This is a genomic window from Asanoa sp. NPDC050611 (assembly GCF_040654855.1).
Lineage (GTDB): Bacteria > Actinomycetota > Actinomycetes > Mycobacteriales > Micromonosporaceae > Asanoa.
In genome coordinates, this window is record NZ_JBFAIU010000010.1 from 19,702 (window position 1) to 35,374 (window position 15,673).

The following is a 15,673-nucleotide window of genomic DNA, read 5'->3' on the forward strand; positions in this document are numbered from 1 at the left end:
CTAGTGAAGCACCCGAGGCACCATGGAGGGCGTGTTGCCCGTGCCGCTCGCCCTTCAGTTGCGTAACGCCGGCCTGCGCTGGAAACCCGCGCCCGGCGACCGCTTCGCCATCCCCGACCGCGACCTCGACGACGAGGTCTTCGTGCTCAGCAACATGGTCATCGCGGTGCACGAGCTGCCCGAGGGTCCGGTGATCGGGTTCAACGGCACGACAGAGTGGGCGATGGACGACGTCGAGCAGAGCGAGGCGATCTGGCTGCCGCGCGAGGACCAGCTCCGCGACCTGCTGGGTGGGACGTTCCACATGCTGGAACACACGGGCACGGGCTATCGCGCGGTGCTGTCCGTCGGCGACCGCCGGCTCTCCTTCGAGGCGGTCACGGCGGAGGAGGCGTACGGCGCGGCCCTGCTGGAGCTGATCCGTTTGGGAGTCGACTGATGAATTTCCGGGAGTCCGCCGCGCACATCAGCGACGAGTTGGTCGCGTTCCGCCGCCGGCTGCACCAGCGCCCCGAGATCGGCCTGCACCTGCCCGAGACGCAGGCGGCGGTGCTCGACGCGCTGGGCGGGCTGCCGCTGGAGATCACCACCGGCCGCGCGCTGACGTCGGTGGTCGCGGTCCTGCGCGGTGCGAAGCGCGGGCAGTCGGTGCTGCTGCGCGGTGACATGGACGCGCTGCCGGTGACCGAGCAGACCGGCCTGCCGTACGCGTCGACGATCCCGGGCGCGATGCACGCCTGCGGGCACGACCTGCACACCGCGATCCTGGTCGGCGCCGCCCGGCTGCTCAGCGCCGTCCGCGACCAGCTGGCCGGCGACGTGATCTTCATGTTCCAGCCGGGCGAGGAGGGTCCCGGCGGGGCACAGCCCATGCTCGACGAGGGGCTGCTCTCCGCCGCCGGCGACCCGCCCGCGGCCGCGTACTGCCTGCATGTCTCGGCGGTCTTCCGGGGCGGGGTGTTCTTCGGCCGGCGTGGCGTCTTCGGCGCGGCGCACGACACCTGCAAGGTGCGCGTCCGCGGCGCAGGCGGGCACGGTTCGACGCCGTTCCGCGCGCGCGACCCGATCCCCGCGGCCTGCGAGATGGTGCTGGCCCTGCAGACGATGGTGACCCGCGGCTTCGACGTGTTCGACCCGGTGGTGCTGACCGTGGGCCAGTTCCACTCGGGCACGGTCGACAACGTCATCCCGGCCACCGCCGAGTTCTCGGCCTCGCTGCGCTCGTTCTCCACCGCGGCCCGCGAGAAGCTCGTCGCGCGCACCGCCGACGTGGTCCGCGGCATCGCCGCCGCGCACGGGCTCGAGGTGGACGTCGACTTCGAGCGCGGCTACCCGGCGGTCGTCAACGACGTCACGGAGGCCGAGTTCGCTGCCGCGACCGCGACGGAGGTGTTCGGCGACCGGCGCTACCAGTGGCTGGTGAACCCGAAGACGGGTTCCGAGGACATGTCGTTCGTGCTGGAGAAGGTCCCGGGCGCCTACCTGAACCTGGGCGCCTGCCCACCGGACCGGGACCCGGCCACGGCGGCGACCAACCACTCCGCGGGCGCGCTGTTCGACGACGCCGTGGTCGCCGACGGCAGCGCGCTCCTCGCCGAGCTCGCGTTCCGCCGGCTAGCCGCGGGTCGGTAGCGCGGTCACGAGGGCGGCCAGGCCCTCGGCGTCGAGCAGGTCGGCCGGGCGGACCGTTTCGCCGTCGCGGACATAGTGGAACGCCGCGCGGACGCGGTCGACCGGCACGCCCGCCAGGTCGGCCAGGCCAGCCGGTAGGCGGCGAGCTGGATCGCGGCCGCGCGCTCGTCGGCGCCGGTCGGGCGGCGGCCGGTCTTCCAGTCGACCACGTCGTAGCGGTCGCCCGGGTCCGCGAACACGGCGTCCATCCGGCCACGCAGCACGACACCGCCGATCGTGGTGGCGAACGGCACCTCGACCTCCACTGGCGTGCGGTCGGCCCACTCGCTGGCCAGGAAGAGCTCCTGCAGCTCGGCCAGGGCCTCGTCGGGCGCGGCGTCCTCGTCGGCGGCGCCCGGCAGCTCGTCGACGTCGAGCAGCCGCACCGCGCCGAAGCGTTGCTCCAGCCACGTGTGGAAGGCCGTGCCCCGCCGGGCGTACGGGTCGGGCCGCGACGGCATCGGCCGGCGCAGCGAACGGGCCAGCGCCTGCGGGTCGCGCTGCAGCAGCACGAGCTGCGAGACGGTGAGGTGATCCGGCAGCACGACCTCGAGCGGGCCCGGGCCGCGGACGAGCTGGTCGCGCTCGGCGAGCAGCAGGTCGACCTCGCGCCGCCAGCGGTCGGCGTCGTCGGCCGCGTCCGGGTCGAGCAGGGCGTCGGCGTCGGGGTCGGTCATCAGGCGGCGGACCAGGGCGGCCGCCTCGGTCATCGGCGGGCGGCGCGGGCCGAGCGGGTCGCCCGGCCACTCGGCGCGCGGCGTCTCCTCGACCATCGGGTTGGCCTCGCCGGCCGGCTCCGGCGCCCACTGGTCGACCTCGCCGCCGCCCGCGAGGCACGCGTCGTGCACCTCGGTCAGGAATCTTGACGGCCCGCGCGGCCGCTTGGCACCCTCGCCCCACCAGTAGCCCGAGCAGAGCAGCAGCCGGCGCGGCCGGGTCACCGCCACGTAGGCCAGCCGGCGCTCCTCCCGCTCGTCGTGCGCCTTCCACTCGTCGGTGAACTCGGTCAGCGCGGCCATCACCTCGCGCTGGTCGCCGGCGTCGTCGAGGGGGAACCGCGGCAGCCCGCCGGCGTCGCCACGCAGCGGGAACGGCAGCACGCCGAGGCCGTGCAGGTAGTGGTCGGACGAGCGCGCCACGCCCGGCCAGCCGCCGCGCGTCAGGCCGGCGACCGCGACCACGTCCCACTCGAGGCCCTTGGCGGCGTGTGCGGTGAGCACCTGGACCGCGCCCTCGACGACCTCGACCTCGCCCGGCTCCAGGCCGCGCTCCTCGTCCTCGGCCGCGGCGAGGTAGGCGAGGAAGCCGGGCAGCGCGCCGCCGTCGCTGTCGCGGGCGAACCGGGCCGCCACGTCACCGAGCGCGTCGAGGTGACCGCGGGCCAGGCCGGCGTCGCCGCCCGAGCCGCCCGTGCCGGCGCGCACCGCCACCTCGACGTCGAGCCCGATGGTCCGCTCGACGTCGGCGATCAGGTCGGGCAGCGGCTGGTCGATGCGGTAGCGGAGCAGGGCCAGCTCGTGCCCGTACGCGCGCAGCCGGGCGAACCCCTCGGCCGAGTAGAGCTGCGCCGGGCCGAGGTCGGCCAGCGCCTCGACCAGGGTCGCCTCGTCGAGCGCGTCGGCCACGACGGGCTCCTCGTCCGACTGCGCCAGGTCGCGGCGCGCGGCGGCGATCGACCGGGCCCGCCGGTGCAGCGCCACGAGGTCGCGCGGCCCGATCCGCCAGCGGGCGCCGGTGAGCAGCCGGAGCAGCGAGGCGCCGTCGGTCGGGTCGGCGAGCACCCGCAGCGTGCAGACCACGTCGCGGACCTCGGGGGTGTCCAGCAGCCCACCGAGCCCGACGACCTCGACCGGCAGCCCGCGCTCGCGCAGCGCGTTCTCGATCGCCGGGATCTGGCTGCGCACCCGGACCAGCACCGCCGTGGTCGGCCGGCGCTCCAGCGGGATGTGCTCGGGCAGCGCGTCCGGCATCCGGGCAGCGCCGCGCCAGGCGGCGAGCACGCTGTCGGCGATCCAGCCGGCCTCGTCGGCGACGGTCGGCAGCAGCGCACAGTGGACGGTGGCGCGGCCGCGGATCGGCTCGTCGACACTGAACGCCGGTGCCAGCTCGGCGACCTGGGCACCGGCGGCGCGCAACGGCGCGGAGAGCTGGTTGGCGATGCCGAGGATCTCGGGCCGGTTGCGCCAGCTCGTGGTCAGCGTCAGCGATCGGGCCGGGCGGCCGTCGGCCCGGGCGAACTCGTGCGGGAACCGCTCGAGCGTGCCGGCGCTCGCGCCACGCCAGCCGTAGATGGACTGGCAGGGGTCGCCGACCGCGGTCACCGGGTGGCCGCCGCCGAACAGCGACCGCAGCAGCACCACCTGGGCGTGGCTGGTGTCCTGGAACTCGTCGAGCAGCACGATCGGGTAGCGGGCCCGCTCGACCGTGCCCACGTCCGCGTGGTCACGGGCCACCCGGGCCGCGCGGGCCATCTGGTCGCCGAAGTCGATGGCCTCGAAGTCGAGCTTGCGCTTCTCGAAGGCGCGCACCATCGGCAGCAGCGCGAGCCGGGCCTGCTGGATGGCCAGCGCCTTCTTGACGTCGGCGTAGACCCGGCCGGGGCGGCCCTGCACCTCGGCGAAGAACCGGCCTGTCCAGCCCGCCAGCTCGTCGGGCGTCACCAGATGCTCGGCCAGCTCGGCGGAGAGCGCGAGGACCGCGTCGGTGACCGTGCTGGCGGCCCGGTCGACGTCGGACATGTCGCCGTCGTAGTTGCGCACGATCAGGTCGACGATCTGCCAGCGCGACGCCTCGGTGAGCAGCCGGCTGGCCGGCTCGTAACCCGAGCGCAGGCCGTGCTCGGTGACCACGCGGGCGGCGTACGAGTGGTAGGTCGAGATGGTCGCCTCGCCGGACAGGTCGCCGGCCCGGCCGAGCTTGCGGACCAGCTGCCCGAGCCGCATGCGGACCCGGTGCGCCAGCTCGCCGGCGGCCTTGCGGGTGAAGGTCAGGCCGAGGATCTGGTCGGGCGTGGCGTAGCCGTTGGCGACCAGCCAGACCACCCGGGCCGCCATCGTCTCGGTCTTGCCGGACCCGGCGCCGGCCACGACCAGCAGCGGCTCGACCGGCGCGGCGATGATCGCGGACTGCTCGGCGGTCGGCGCGTAGCGCATGCCGAGCAGGCGGGCCAGCTCGACCGGCGTGTAGCGGGGCCCGGCCGAGGCGGCCCGGCGCGGCGCCGGCGCGGTGGTGAACAACGAGGGCTGTGTCATGACGGGTCCTGCCCGGGTGGGCTCTGCTGATGATGCCCTCGCCAAGGCTCGGTCATGACCGCGGCTCCACGACCTGGCGTCCCTTGCCCGAGATCGGGCAGCTCGTGCGCACCGGGCAGACGCGGCAGCGGCTGTTGGCGACCGCGTGGAACGTCGAGGCGGCCATCGTCTCGGCCGTGCGCCGCACCAGCGCCTGGGCCCACCCCGGGTCGTCGTGCTCGGCGAGCGACGGCTGCGCCTGCTCCTTGGCCGCCTTGGCGGTGGTGCCGAGCTGCAGCAGCGCCGCACCGCCCGACTCGGCGCCGTGCGGGTCGAAGGCGCCGGCCTGGACGGCCGCCTGGTAGGCCGCGAGCTGCGGGTGGTCGGCCAGGTCGTCGGCGGTCGAGGTCGTGCGCCCGGTCTTGAGGTCGACCACGACCAGCCGCCCCTCGGCGTCGACCTCGAGCCGGTCGACCCGGCCGCGCAGCTCGATGTCGTGTGTCGGGTCTTCGAGCCGCACGGCGAACTCCTGCTCGATCGCGAGCAGCCGGCGGGGGTTGGCGGCCAGCCAGACGAGCAGCTTGTCGACCATCGCCTCGGCCCGTTCGCGCTCGGGGCCGGCCAGCCAGCGGGCGGCCAGGTCGATCGCGTCGAACCGGGCGGAGACGTATTCGATGAGCCGCTCGCGGTCGACCGCCGCGTCCTCGGCGAGCATCGCGGCCGCGTGCACGAGGTTGCCGACGCCCTGGGCCGCCGTGGCCGGCGCCGCACCGCCGTGGCGTTCGAGCAGCCAGCGCAGGCTGCACCGCAGCGCGCTCTCCATGGTGGACGGTGTCACCCGCACGGTCTCGCCGGCGTCGGCGAGCGGGCGGTCATCGGAGAGCGGGCGCAAGCCCCACCAGTCGTCGGGGTGCGCGCCCGGCACACCGGCGGCGGCCAGGCGGGCCAGCTCGCGCGCCGCGGCGTGCCGCCGGGTGGGCGTCCCGCCCGGGTCGGTGGCCGCGGTGCGCAGCTCGGCCACCAGCGCGGGCAGCGTCATCGCCCGCGGCGGCCGGGACAGCGGCAGCTCGTCGGACTCGTCGCGCGGCCGGGCGGGGGCGGGAGCCGGCGCGGCGGCCTCCGGCACCTCGTCGTCGGGCCAGATCACCCGGCCGTCGTCGTCGACCGGCAGGTCGTCGGGATCCGGCGGCAGGTCGTCGTCGGGCTCGTCGGACGGCGGCGGCTCGTCGGGCGGGTCGGTCGATGGCTCGTCGCCGCCCGGGCCGAGCAGCTCGTGCAGGAACCGGCTGGGCTGCTCCTCGTGATCGGCGCCGCCCACCGCGGACGAGTTGACCGCGGAGACCAGCAGCCGCTGCCGGGCCCGGGTGACGGCGACGTAGAACAGCCGGCGCTCCTCGTCGAGCAGCGCCGAGGCCTGGCCGACCAGGGACGCCGCCACGCCGGTGCCGTCGGCCCGCCCGGAGACGACGTCGACCAGCCGCTCGGAGCCCAGCAGCGTGCCGCGCAGCCGCAGGTCGGGCCAGACACCCTCCTGCACGCCGGCCACGGCGACCAGATCCCACTCGAGACCCTTGGCGGCGTGCGCGGTGAGGAGGCGGACCGCCTCGCCCCGGTCGGCGCTCGGCGCGATCGTGTCGGCGGGCAGCTGCTGGCCGAGCACGTGGTCGAGGAACACCTCGGTGCGGGCGCCGGGCAGGCGGTCGACGAACCGGGCCGCCGCGTCGAACAGCACGACCACGGCGTCGAGGTCGCGGTCGGCCGCCGCGGCCCGCCAGCGCGGACCGTTGTCGGGCTCGCCGGTGGCGCGGCCGGCGCGGACGATCGCGCCGTACCACCGCTCGCCCAGCCCCGTCGCCCGCCACAGCGCCCAGAGCACGTCCTCGGCGGTGCTGGCCGGCTCGGCCGCCGCCGCCCGCGCGACGGCCAGCAAGCGGGCCACCGACTTGGCCGGCGCGGCCCAGCGCCGCTCGACCGCGGCCAGCTCGGCCGGGTCGCGCAGCGCGTCGACCAGCAGCTCGCCCGAGGGCCGCCGGTCGCCCGCGGCCAGCGCGAGCGTGCGCAGCCCCTGGCGCAACCGCCGCTCGGCGAGCGGGTCGGCACCGCCCAGTGGGGAGTGCAACAGCGCGACGGCCGCCTCCTCGTCGAGCCACGCCGGCTCCAGCGCGCAGCGCAGCAGCAACAACAGCGGCGCGACCGCCGGCTGCTGGTGCAGCGGCAGGTCTTCGGCGTGCACGACGGTCGGCACCCCCGACGAGTGCAGGGCCCGTTGCAGCGCCGGCAGCTGCAGGGTGGTGGAGCGCATCAGCACCGCCATCCGCGACCACGGCACGCCGTCGAGCAGGTGCGCCTCGCGCAGTGCGTGTGCGAGGAAGGCGGCCTCGCTCGTGCGCGACCGGAAGGTGCGCACCTCGACCCGGCCCGGCGTCGCGTCGGGCGCGTGCAGCGCGCGGCGGTGGCCGACCGGCCCACGCAGGCGCCGCGCCACGCGGCCGGTGGCCGTGAACAGCGGCCCGGCCGAGCGGTAGTCGGTGCGCAACGTCAGCGAGCGCGCCACGGCGCCGGAGGCCGTGCGGAACCGGTGCGGGAACATGCCCACCCCGCTCGGGTCGGCGCCGCGGAACGCGAACGTCGACGAGTCGGGGTCGGCGAACGCGACCAGCGGCAGGCCGCCGCCGGCGACGCGGTGCAGCAGGTCGAGCTGGGCCGGGTCGGTGTCGGCCAGCTCGTCGACGTAGACGACGTCGAGCCGGCCACGCTCGGCGGCGAGCAGCTCCGGGTCGTCGTCGAGCAGCCCGGTGGCGGCCCGCACCAGCTCGGCGGCGTCGTAGGCGACCGAGCCGCGGGTGGTCACGTCGCGCAGGGCCAGCACCGCCACGTATTCGCGCAGGAACCGCGCGGCGGCCGGCCAGTCGTCGCGGCCCAGCCGCTCGCCGAGCCGGGCCAGCTCGACCGGCCCGATCCCGCGCTCGGCGGCGCGCATCAGCAGGTCGCGCAGCTGCTCGGCGAACGCCCGCGTGCGCAGGGCCGGGCGCAGGTGCGCGGGCCAGCCGATCGGGTCGTCGGCCTCGCCGTCGGGGCCGACCACGTCGAGCAGCTCGCGGATCACCAGGTCCTGCTCAGGGCCGGTGAGCAGGCGCGGTGACGGCTCGCCCCGCAGGGCCGCGGCTCGGCGCAGGATGCCGAACGCGTATGCCGCGAACGTCCGCACCAGCGGCTCGTGCACGACCCGCCCGTCGCCGGCGGCGATCCGCGCCTCGATCCGCTCGCGCAGCGCGGTGGCGCCGCGCCGGCTGAAGGTGAGCACCAGCACACGCTCGGGATCCACTCCGGACGCCACCCGCGCGGCGACCGCCTCCACGAGCGTGCTGGTCTTGCCGGTGCCGGGCCCGCCGAACACGAGCAACGGCCCGTCGGTGTGCGCGACCACGTTGGCCTGTAGAGGGTCGAGCCGGTCAGCCCGAGGCTCCTCCGGCGCGGGCTCCCGGCGAACCAGCCGGTACGCCTGCATGCCGCCCATCGAACCACGCGGGTCCGACAAGCCACAGGGGCACCACCCGCCCCAACCGCCGGCTCAGCGCGGGAGGGCGGCAACGGCCTCCCCGACGGTGCGGGTGACGACCAGGCGGTCGAGCGCCTCGCGCCGCACGAACCCGCCGGGGACCAGGGACTCCAACCAGTCCCGCAGACCGGCGTAAAAGCCGTCGGCGTCGAGCAGGACGACCGGTTTGTCATGGACCCGCAGCATGCCGGTGGTCCAGACCTCGAACAGCTCGTCCAATGTGCCGATGCCGCCCGGCAGCGTCAGGAACGCGTCGGACTTCTCGATCATCAGGTTCTTGCGGCTGGCCATGCCGTCGGTGACCACGAGCTCACCCGCCCGGGTGTCGGCGATCTCACGGTCGACCAGCGACTGCGGGATGACGCCGATCGTGTGGCCCCCGGCGCCGCGGGCGCCCTCGGCGACCGCGCCCATCATGCCGGCCCGGCCGCCGCCGGAGACCAGCACGTGGCCGGCCCGGGCGAGCGCCACGCCCACCTCGGTGGCGAGGTCGGTCCAGCGCTGGTCCAGCGTCTGCGACGACGCGCAGAACACGCAGATGGTGGCCACGGGCTCAGGCGTCGGCGCCGCGCCGGGCGGCCGCCGCCTCCTGGATCGCGTCCTGCTCGGCGGCGAGCGCCGCGTCGGCGTCCACGATGTAGCGGACCGCCGCGTCCACGTCGTCGGTGACGCACATCAGATCGAGGTCGGCCTCGCCGATCTTCCCGTCGGTCAGCAGCGTGCTGCGCATCCACTCGAGCAGGCCGGCCCAGTAGGACTCGCCCATCAGCACGACCGGGAACCGGGTGACCTTGCCGGTCTGCACCAGCGTCAGCGCCTCGAAGAGCTCGTCCATCGTGCCGAAGCCGCCGGGCAGCACGACGAACGCCTGGGCGTACTTGACGAACATGGTCTTCCGGGCGAAGAAGTACCGGAAGTCGATGCCCATGTCGACCCAGTCGTTTATGCCCTGCTCGAACGGGAGCTCGATGCCCAGCCCGACGGAGAGGCCGCCGGCCTCGGTCGCGCCGCGGTTGGCCGCCTCCATCACGCCCGGCCCGCCGCCGGTGATCACCGCGTAGCCGGCCCGCGCCAGCGCCGCGCCGACCTGCTCGGCCATCACGCATTCCGCGCTCTGCGGCTTGCTGCGGGCCGAACCGAACACGCTGACCGCTGGGGGCAGGTCGGCCAGGGTGTCGAAGCCCTCGACGAATTCCGAGAGGATGCGCAACGCCCGCCAGGCGTCCTTGGTCTTCCAGTCCGCCCGCGTGCGCGAGTCCAGCAGCCGCTGGTCGGCGGTGCTGATCGGAATCGCGTCCCGGCGCAGCGTGACCGCGCCGCGGTGGCGCTCCGGTCCGCGTAGCCGGTCGGGGTTGCGGCCGTTTCCGTGGGTCATGGTCACCACGGTAGCCACATCGGCGCACACCACCGTGTCGCGGCCCACATCAAATTCCCACCGGACGATTAGGCCATCCGGCCAACAATCTGTCGGAAGGGGAAATTAACCCGGGCGTAGCCGCAACCGAATTCGCTTGCCGGGCGTCTTAATCTTCGAATACCGGGTATGCAGGGCCGCCCGGCGACGCCGGGCACCTTGGGGGGAGGAGAGCCGTCATGACCCGCTTCGATCAGCTCCGCCAGCGCCGTGAGATGCACCGCCGCATCCGTGCCGTCGTGGTCGAACGCCGGCTCACCCGCATCGCCCCGATCGCCGACGATGACGACGAGACCACCGTCGAGCTCCATCCCGTCGACGACAGCGTCCCCACCGCGTCCTAGCCCACGAGCCAGCGGTGCAGGGTCGCCGCGCCTTCCCTGATCAGCGGGATCTCGACCCGCTCGTCGACCGCGTGCGCCACGTTGGGGTCGCCCGGCCCGAAGTTGAGCGCCGGGATCCCCATCGCGGCGAACCGCGACACGTCGGTCCAGCCCAGCTTGCCGATCGGGGCTGAGCCGACCGCGGCGACGAACTCCTGCGCGGGTGCGGCGCCCAACCCCGGCAGCGCGCCCGGTGCCGCGTCGATCAGCGTCACCTCGTACCCGTCGAACAGCTCGCGGAGGTGGGCCTCCGCCTCCGCTACGTCGCGGTCCGGGGCGAACCGGTAGTTGATCTCGATCTCGCACCGGTCCGGGATCACGTTGCCGGCGATGCCGCCGTTGATCCGCACCGCGTTGAGGCCCTCGCGGTACGCGCAGCTGTCGATGGTCACCTGCCGGGCCTCGTAGGCGGCCAGCCGGTCGAGCACACCGGACGCCGCGTGGATCGCGTTGACGCCGCGCCACGACCGGGCGGAGTGCGCCCGCTTGCCGGTGGTCGAGACGTGCACCCGCATCGTCCCCTGGCAACCCGCCTCGACGACGCCGTGGGTCGGTTCCAGCAGCACCGCGAAGTCGGCGGCCAGCCACTCGGGGTGGCTCTTGGAGACCAGGTTGAGCCCGTTGTACGCGGAGTCGATCTCCTCGGCCTCGTAGAAGAAGTAGGTCACGTCGTAGCGCGGCTCCGGCAGCGACACGGCGAGCTGCAGCGCGAGCGCGACCCCGGACTTCATGTCGGACGTGCCGCAGCCGTACATGATCTCGCCGTCGACCCGGGCCGGCAGGTTGTCGGCGATCGGCACCGTGTCGAGGTGGCCGGCGAGCACCACCCGCTGCGCGCGGCCCAGCTCGGTGCGGGCCATGACCGTGTTGCCCAGGCGCTCCACCCGCAGGTGCGGCACCGCCCGCAGGACCTGCTCCACACAGTCCGCAATGTCCTTCTCGTGCAGTGACACCGACTCGATGTCGACCAGCACGCGGGTCAGCTCGACCGGGTCCGACAACACGGCGGGGGTAAGCGGGTTGGTCATAGCTCGCACGCTACCGTCATAACCGTGACGAGTGAGCAGCCTGCCTGGGGAATCGGCCTGTCGACGACCACTGCGGAAGGTCAGGTGCTCGACGCCTGGTTCCCGGCGGAGACGCTGGGCCTCGGCGCCCGCCCGGCCGGCGACCCGGCCACCCTGCTCGGCGCCGCGGCCGGCGCCGTCGGCGAGCGCACGCTGCCCGGGCTGCGCACCGAGATCGTGGTCGTGGAGATCGGCTCGCTGGCCGACCCCATCAAGGACGCCGCCGACGCGTACCTGCGGCTGCACCTGCTCTCCCACCGCCTCGTGCGGCCCAACGAGCCGAACCTCGACGGGATCTTCGGCATGCTGGCCAACGTCGCCTGGACGTCGGCCGGCCCGTGCCCGCCGGACCGGGTCGACGAGCTGCGCGTCCGCGAGCGGCTGGCCGGCCGCCAGCTCACCGTGCACGGCGTCGACAAGTTCCCGCGCATGATCGACTACGTGGTGCCGGCCGGCGTCCGGATCGCCGACGGCGACCGGGTCCGCCTCGGCGCCCACCTGGCCAGCGGCACCACGGTGATGCACGAGGGCTTCGTCAACTTCAACGCGGGCACGCTGGGCACCTCGATGGTCGAGGGCCGGATCGTGGCCGGCGTCGTGGTCGGCGACGGCTCCGACATCGGCGGCGGCGCGTCGATCCTCGGCACGCTCTCGGGTGGCGGCAAGGACAAGCTGCGCATCGGCGAGCGCTGCCTGCTGGGCGCGAACGCGGGCATCGGCATCTCGCTCGGCGACGACTGCGTGGTCGAGGCGGGCTGCTACATCACGCCCAGCTCGAAGCTCACGCTGCCGGACGGCCGCGTGGTCAAGGCCCGCGAGCTGTCCGGCGCCGACAACCTGCTGTTCTGGCGCAACTCGGTGACCGGCGCCCTCGAGGCCCGCCCCCGCTCGGGCAGGGGCATCGAGCTCAACGCGGCGCTGCACGCCAACGACTAGACCTCAGATCAACCTGGCGACCAGGTCGGCTCGGGAGCGGGTCGTGGCGATCAGCTCCGCGTTGACCTGGTCGCTGCCGTACGAGCGCGCCTTCGCCTCCGCCTGGCTGCGGCCGTACGCCATGTGCCGTGCCACCAGCCGGCGCAGCCGCTCCTCCTCGTCGAGGTCGAGGTACCAGATCTCGTCGAGCAGCAGGCGCACGCCGGACCACGGCTCGTCGGGAACCAGCAGGTAGTTGCCCTCGGTGACGACCAGCCGGACCTCCGGCGGCACCGGGATGGATCCCGCGACCGGCTCCTCGATCTCCCGGTGGAACGCCGGCGCGTAGACGGTCTCCGGGCCCGCGGCGGCCAGCCGGCCGAGCAGCGAGACGTAGCCGGCCGCGTCGAACGTGTCGATCGCGCCCTTGCGGTCGTGCCGGCCGAGCCGGTGCAGCTCCGCCTCGGCCAGGTGGTAGCCGTCCATCGACACGAGCACGGCGGTCGGCCCGACGGCCTCGACGATGCGCGCGGCCAGCGTCGACTTGCCGGCACCGGGCGGGCCGACGATGCCGAGCAGCCGGCGCGGCCCGAGGTCGGCCAGGGCGGCCGCCCGGGCCACGAGCGCATCCAGGGGGTACGACGTCACGCGAGGAACTATCGCACGCCCCATCCTTGCCGTAGTAACCATGACATGGAGAACGCGGACGGCGGCCCCGCGCCGCGCCTACCGTGGTCAACAGGGGGTGTGCGATGGCAACCGAAGCGACGGAAATCGAGATCACCACCATCGGCCGGCGGACCGGGGAGGGTCACTCGCACCCGGTGTGGTTCATCCGCGAGGGCAAGTCGACGTTTCTGCTGCCGGTCGGTGGCCGCGGCAGCCAGTGGTTCCGGAACCTCCGGAACAACCCGACGATCAAGTTGGGCGCCACCTCGGCCAAGGCCAAGCTGATCACCGACCAGGCCAAGGTCGGCCAGGTGATGGACGAGTTCAGCAGCAAGTACGGCGCCGCCGACGTGCAGCGGTACTACCCGGGCGTCGACGTCGCGGTGGAGGTCCGGGACTCTTGACGGTCGGCCTCGCCGCCGCGACCGACCAGGTGGCGGCCGTTGACCCGGCCCTGGCCCGGGTGATCCGCCGGGCGGGGCCGATCCAGCACCGCAAGCGGGACCCGGACGGGCCGTTCGGCGCGCTCGTCCGGGCGATCACGTTCCAGCAGCTCTCCGGGCGGTCCGCGATCGCCATCCACGGCCGCCTGCGGGCCATGGTGGACGGCCCGTTCACCCCGGAGGCCCTGCTGGCGCTCTCCGCTGAGCAGCTCCGCGCGGCCGGGCTGTCGGGCGCCAAGTCCGCCGCCCTGCGCGACCTGGCCGCCAAGGTCGTCGACGGCACCGTGGTGCTCAGGGCCGGCGCCCGGATGCCGGACGACGAGATCATCGCGCGGCTGGTCACCGTGCGCGGCATCGGGCCCTGGACGGCCGAGATGTTCCTGATCTTCGAGCTGCGCCGGCTCGACGTCTGGCCGGTCGACGACCTCGGCGTGCGGCAGGGCTTCACGCACATCTGGCCGCGGGACACCGTGCCGACGCCGAAACAGCTGGAGCCGGAGGGCGAGCGGTTCCGCCCGTACCGGACGGTGGTGGCCCGCTACTGCTGGGCCGCGGCGGCGCTGGAGCCCGGCGGGACCTCAGCCGACCTCCGATAGCACCGAGGGCGCGCTGATCGTGAAGCGGGCCTCGATCGCGGCGTGCACGGTCTGCACCTGCGGGTCGAGGTCGATGCTCGGGACGCTGAGCGCTGCGTCGCGTTCCATCCCCGCACGGGCGAACATCGGCTGCGGTCGCATCCCCGCGTCGGCGACCTCGACCAGCGCGGTGATCCGGGCGCCCAGCGCGGCGGCGTAGTCCCGGGCCACCGCGATCGCGTCCTCGATCGCCGCCCGGCGCACCTCGCGCTGCGCCGGGCTGTCGGGCCGCAGCTCCCACCACGGCCCGGAGACGGACGTCTGCTCCTGGTCGGCCAGCCGCAGCATCAGCTCGCCGAGCACGTCGAAGTCGGCTAGCGTGACGGTCGTCGTCACGCTGCCCTGGTAGGCGGCGACCTTCTCGCCCGACCGCTTGCGCTCCGGAAAGACCTGGAGGCCGCCGGACTCGCGGCGCTCGACCGAGTAGCTGTCGACCAGCGCCCGGGTCTGCTCCGCGCGCTCCGCCAGCCGGCGCAGCGTGGCCTGGCGGTCCTTGTCGCGCGCGGCGACCGTGACCGAGAACCGTGCGATCTCCGGCGGCACCTCACGCACCGCCTCACCGCGCACCGCGACGACGGGATCAGCCATCCACCGAGGATAGGCGGTCGGCGGCGGCGGCGATGCGTTCGTCGGTGGCTGTCAGCGCGACCCGGACGTGCCGCTCGCCGGTGGGCCCGTAGAACGCGCCGGGTGCGACCAGGATGCCGAGCCGGGCCAGGTGCTCCACGGTGGACCAGCAGTCCTCGTCGCGGGACGCCCACAGGTAGAGGCCCGCCTCGGAGTGGGAGATCGCGAAGCCGGCCTTCTCCAGCGCCTCGCGCAGGACTCCGCGCCGGGCGGCGTACCGGGTGCGCTGCTCGGTCGCCGACGCCTCGTCGTCGAGGGCCGCCACCATCGCGGCCTGCACCGGGTCCGGGACGATCAGGCCCGCGTGCTTGCGCACCGCCAGCAGCTCGCCGACCAGCGCCGGGTCGCCGGCGACGAAGCCCGCCCGGTAGCCCGCGAGGTTGGACCGCTTCGACAGCGAGTGCACCGCGAGCAGGCCCTCCAGCGAGCCGCCGTTGACCGACGGCGACAGGATCGAGGTCGGCTCGACCTCCCAGCCGAGCGTCAGGTAGCACTCGTCGCTGGCCACCACCGCGCCCCGCTCGCGCGCCCAGTCGACCACCTTGCGCAGGTGGGCCGGCGGGAGCACGCGACCGTTGGGGTTGCCGGGCGAGTTGACCCAGATCAGCTTGACGTCGGTCGCCGGACCCAGGGACAGCAGCGAGTCCGCGCGCATGACCTTGGCGCCGGCCAGCCGGGCACCGACCTCGTAGGTCGGGTAGCAGACCGGCGGGATCACCACGACGTCACCGGCGCCGAGGCCGAGCTGCGCCGGCAGGCCGGCGACCAGCTCCTTGGAGCCGATCGTCGGCAGGACGCCGATCTCCTCGAAGGTGGCACCGCAGGCGCGGGCCACCCACCGCCGGATCGCCGAGCGCAGCGCCGGCGTGCCGGCGGTCAGCGGGTAACCCGGCGCGTCGGCGGCCGCGACCAGGGCCGCGCGGATCGCCGCGGGCACCGGGTCGACCGGCGTGCCGATCGACAGGTCGACGATGCCGTCCGGGTGCCCCGCGGCGACCGCCTTGGCGGGCTCGAGCAGGTCCCACGGGAAGTCGGGCAGGGTGGCCGACACCCGCACGCC

At 74.5% G+C, this 15,673-nt stretch carries 13 protein-coding genes and 1 pseudogene; 6 read left to right on the forward strand and 8 right to left on the reverse strand.

Going from position 1 to position 15,673, the window contains the following annotated elements:
* Positions 1-31 precede the first annotated feature (31 nt).
* Both AB0H87_RS03105 and AB0H87_RS03110 read left to right on the forward strand, forming a co-directional pair.
* Positions 32-439, forward strand: coding sequence for a pilus assembly protein CpaE (locus AB0H87_RS03105; protein ID WP_360138677.1), 408 nt, complete (start codon positions 32-34; stop codon positions 437-439).
* Positions 439-1,632, forward strand: coding sequence for a M20 family metallopeptidase (locus AB0H87_RS03110; RefSeq protein ID WP_360138680.1), 1,194 nt, complete (start codon positions 439-441; stop codon positions 1,630-1,632). Before AB0H87_RS03105 ends, AB0H87_RS03110 begins: the two co-directional genes overlap by 1 nt.
* On the opposite strand, the pseudogene AB0H87_RS03115 reads toward AB0H87_RS03110, so the two are convergent.
* From AB0H87_RS03115 to AB0H87_RS03130, 4 genes and pseudogenes are all read right to left on the reverse strand, one after another.
* Positions 1,615-4,922 (reverse strand): annotated as a pseudogene (locus AB0H87_RS03115) (UvrD-helicase domain-containing protein). The gene AB0H87_RS03110 and the pseudogene AB0H87_RS03115 overlap by 18 nt on opposite strands.
* Positions 4,923-4,974: 52 nt before the next feature.
* Positions 4,975-8,409: an ATP-dependent DNA helicase gene (locus AB0H87_RS03120; protein ID WP_360138683.1), complete on the reverse strand. Its 3,435-nt coding sequence runs from the start codon at positions 8,407-8,409 to the stop codon at positions 4,975-4,977.
* A 63-nt stretch (positions 8,410-8,472) separates the two neighbouring features.
* Positions 8,473-9,009 carry a TIGR00730 family Rossman fold protein gene (locus tag AB0H87_RS03125; RefSeq protein WP_360138686.1) on the reverse strand — a complete coding sequence of 179 codons (537 nt, stop codon included), beginning with the start codon at positions 9,007-9,009 and terminating at the stop codon, positions 8,473-8,475.
* 4 nt (positions 9,010-9,013) lie between these two features.
* Complete coding sequence (locus tag AB0H87_RS03130) at positions 9,014-9,835, reverse strand: TIGR00730 family Rossman fold protein (protein WP_360138689.1); 822 nt, start codon at positions 9,833-9,835, stop codon at positions 9,014-9,016.
* A gap of 218 nt (positions 9,836-10,053) precedes the next feature.
* On the opposite strand from AB0H87_RS03130, the gene AB0H87_RS03135 reads away from it, so the two are divergent.
* Entirely contained in the window at positions 10,054-10,218 is a 165-nt protein-coding gene (locus tag AB0H87_RS03135) for a hypothetical protein (protein ID WP_360138692.1), read from the forward strand.
* On the opposite strand, the gene dapE is transcribed toward AB0H87_RS03135, so the two are convergent.
* Positions 10,215-11,285, reverse strand: a complete 1,071-nt coding sequence (gene dapE / locus AB0H87_RS03140) for a succinyl-diaminopimelate desuccinylase (RefSeq protein ID WP_360138695.1) — start codon at positions 11,283-11,285, stop codon at positions 10,215-10,217. The two genes, AB0H87_RS03135 and dapE, sit on opposite strands and share 4 nt — an antisense overlap.
* Positions 11,286-11,309: 24 nt before the next feature.
* Here dapE and dapD point away from each other — a divergent pair, with 24 nt between their 5' ends.
* On the forward strand, positions 11,310-12,260 hold the full coding sequence (dapD, locus tag AB0H87_RS03145; RefSeq protein WP_360138698.1) for a 2,3,4,5-tetrahydropyridine-2,6-dicarboxylate N-succinyltransferase: 951 nt from the start codon (positions 11,310-11,312) through the stop codon (positions 12,258-12,260).
* A 3-nt stretch (positions 12,261-12,263) separates the two neighbouring features.
* On the opposite strand, the gene AB0H87_RS03150 is transcribed toward dapD, so the two are convergent.
* Positions 12,264-12,911 (reverse strand): nucleoside/nucleotide kinase family protein, encoded by a 648-nt coding sequence (locus AB0H87_RS03150; RefSeq protein WP_360138701.1) that lies wholly within the window; start codon positions 12,909-12,911, stop codon positions 12,264-12,266.
* An 80-nt stretch (positions 12,912-12,991) separates the two neighbouring features.
* On the opposite strand from AB0H87_RS03150, the gene AB0H87_RS03155 reads away from it, so the two are divergent.
* Both AB0H87_RS03155 and AB0H87_RS03160 read left to right on the forward strand, forming a co-directional pair.
* Positions 12,992-13,312, forward strand: coding sequence for a nitroreductase/quinone reductase family protein (locus tag AB0H87_RS03155; protein ID WP_360138704.1), 321 nt, complete (start codon positions 12,992-12,994; stop codon positions 13,310-13,312).
* Positions 13,309-13,947, forward strand: a complete 639-nt coding sequence (locus AB0H87_RS03160) for a DNA-3-methyladenine glycosylase 2 family protein (RefSeq protein WP_360138707.1) — start codon at positions 13,309-13,311, stop codon at positions 13,945-13,947. Before AB0H87_RS03155 ends, AB0H87_RS03160 begins: the two co-directional genes overlap by 4 nt.
* On the opposite strand, the gene AB0H87_RS03165 is transcribed toward AB0H87_RS03160, so the two are convergent.
* Positions 13,930-14,574: an SIMPL domain-containing protein gene (locus AB0H87_RS03165; protein WP_360138710.1), complete on the reverse strand. Its 645-nt coding sequence runs from the start codon at positions 14,572-14,574 to the stop codon at positions 13,930-13,932. The two genes, AB0H87_RS03160 and AB0H87_RS03165, sit on opposite strands and share 18 nt — an antisense overlap.
* Positions 14,567-15,670 carry a succinyldiaminopimelate transaminase gene (gene dapC, locus AB0H87_RS03170; protein WP_360138713.1) on the reverse strand — a complete coding sequence of 368 codons (1,104 nt, stop codon included), beginning with the start codon at positions 15,668-15,670 and terminating at the stop codon, positions 14,567-14,569. Before dapC ends, AB0H87_RS03165 begins: the two co-directional genes overlap by 8 nt.
* Positions 15,671-15,673 lie beyond the last annotated feature (3 nt).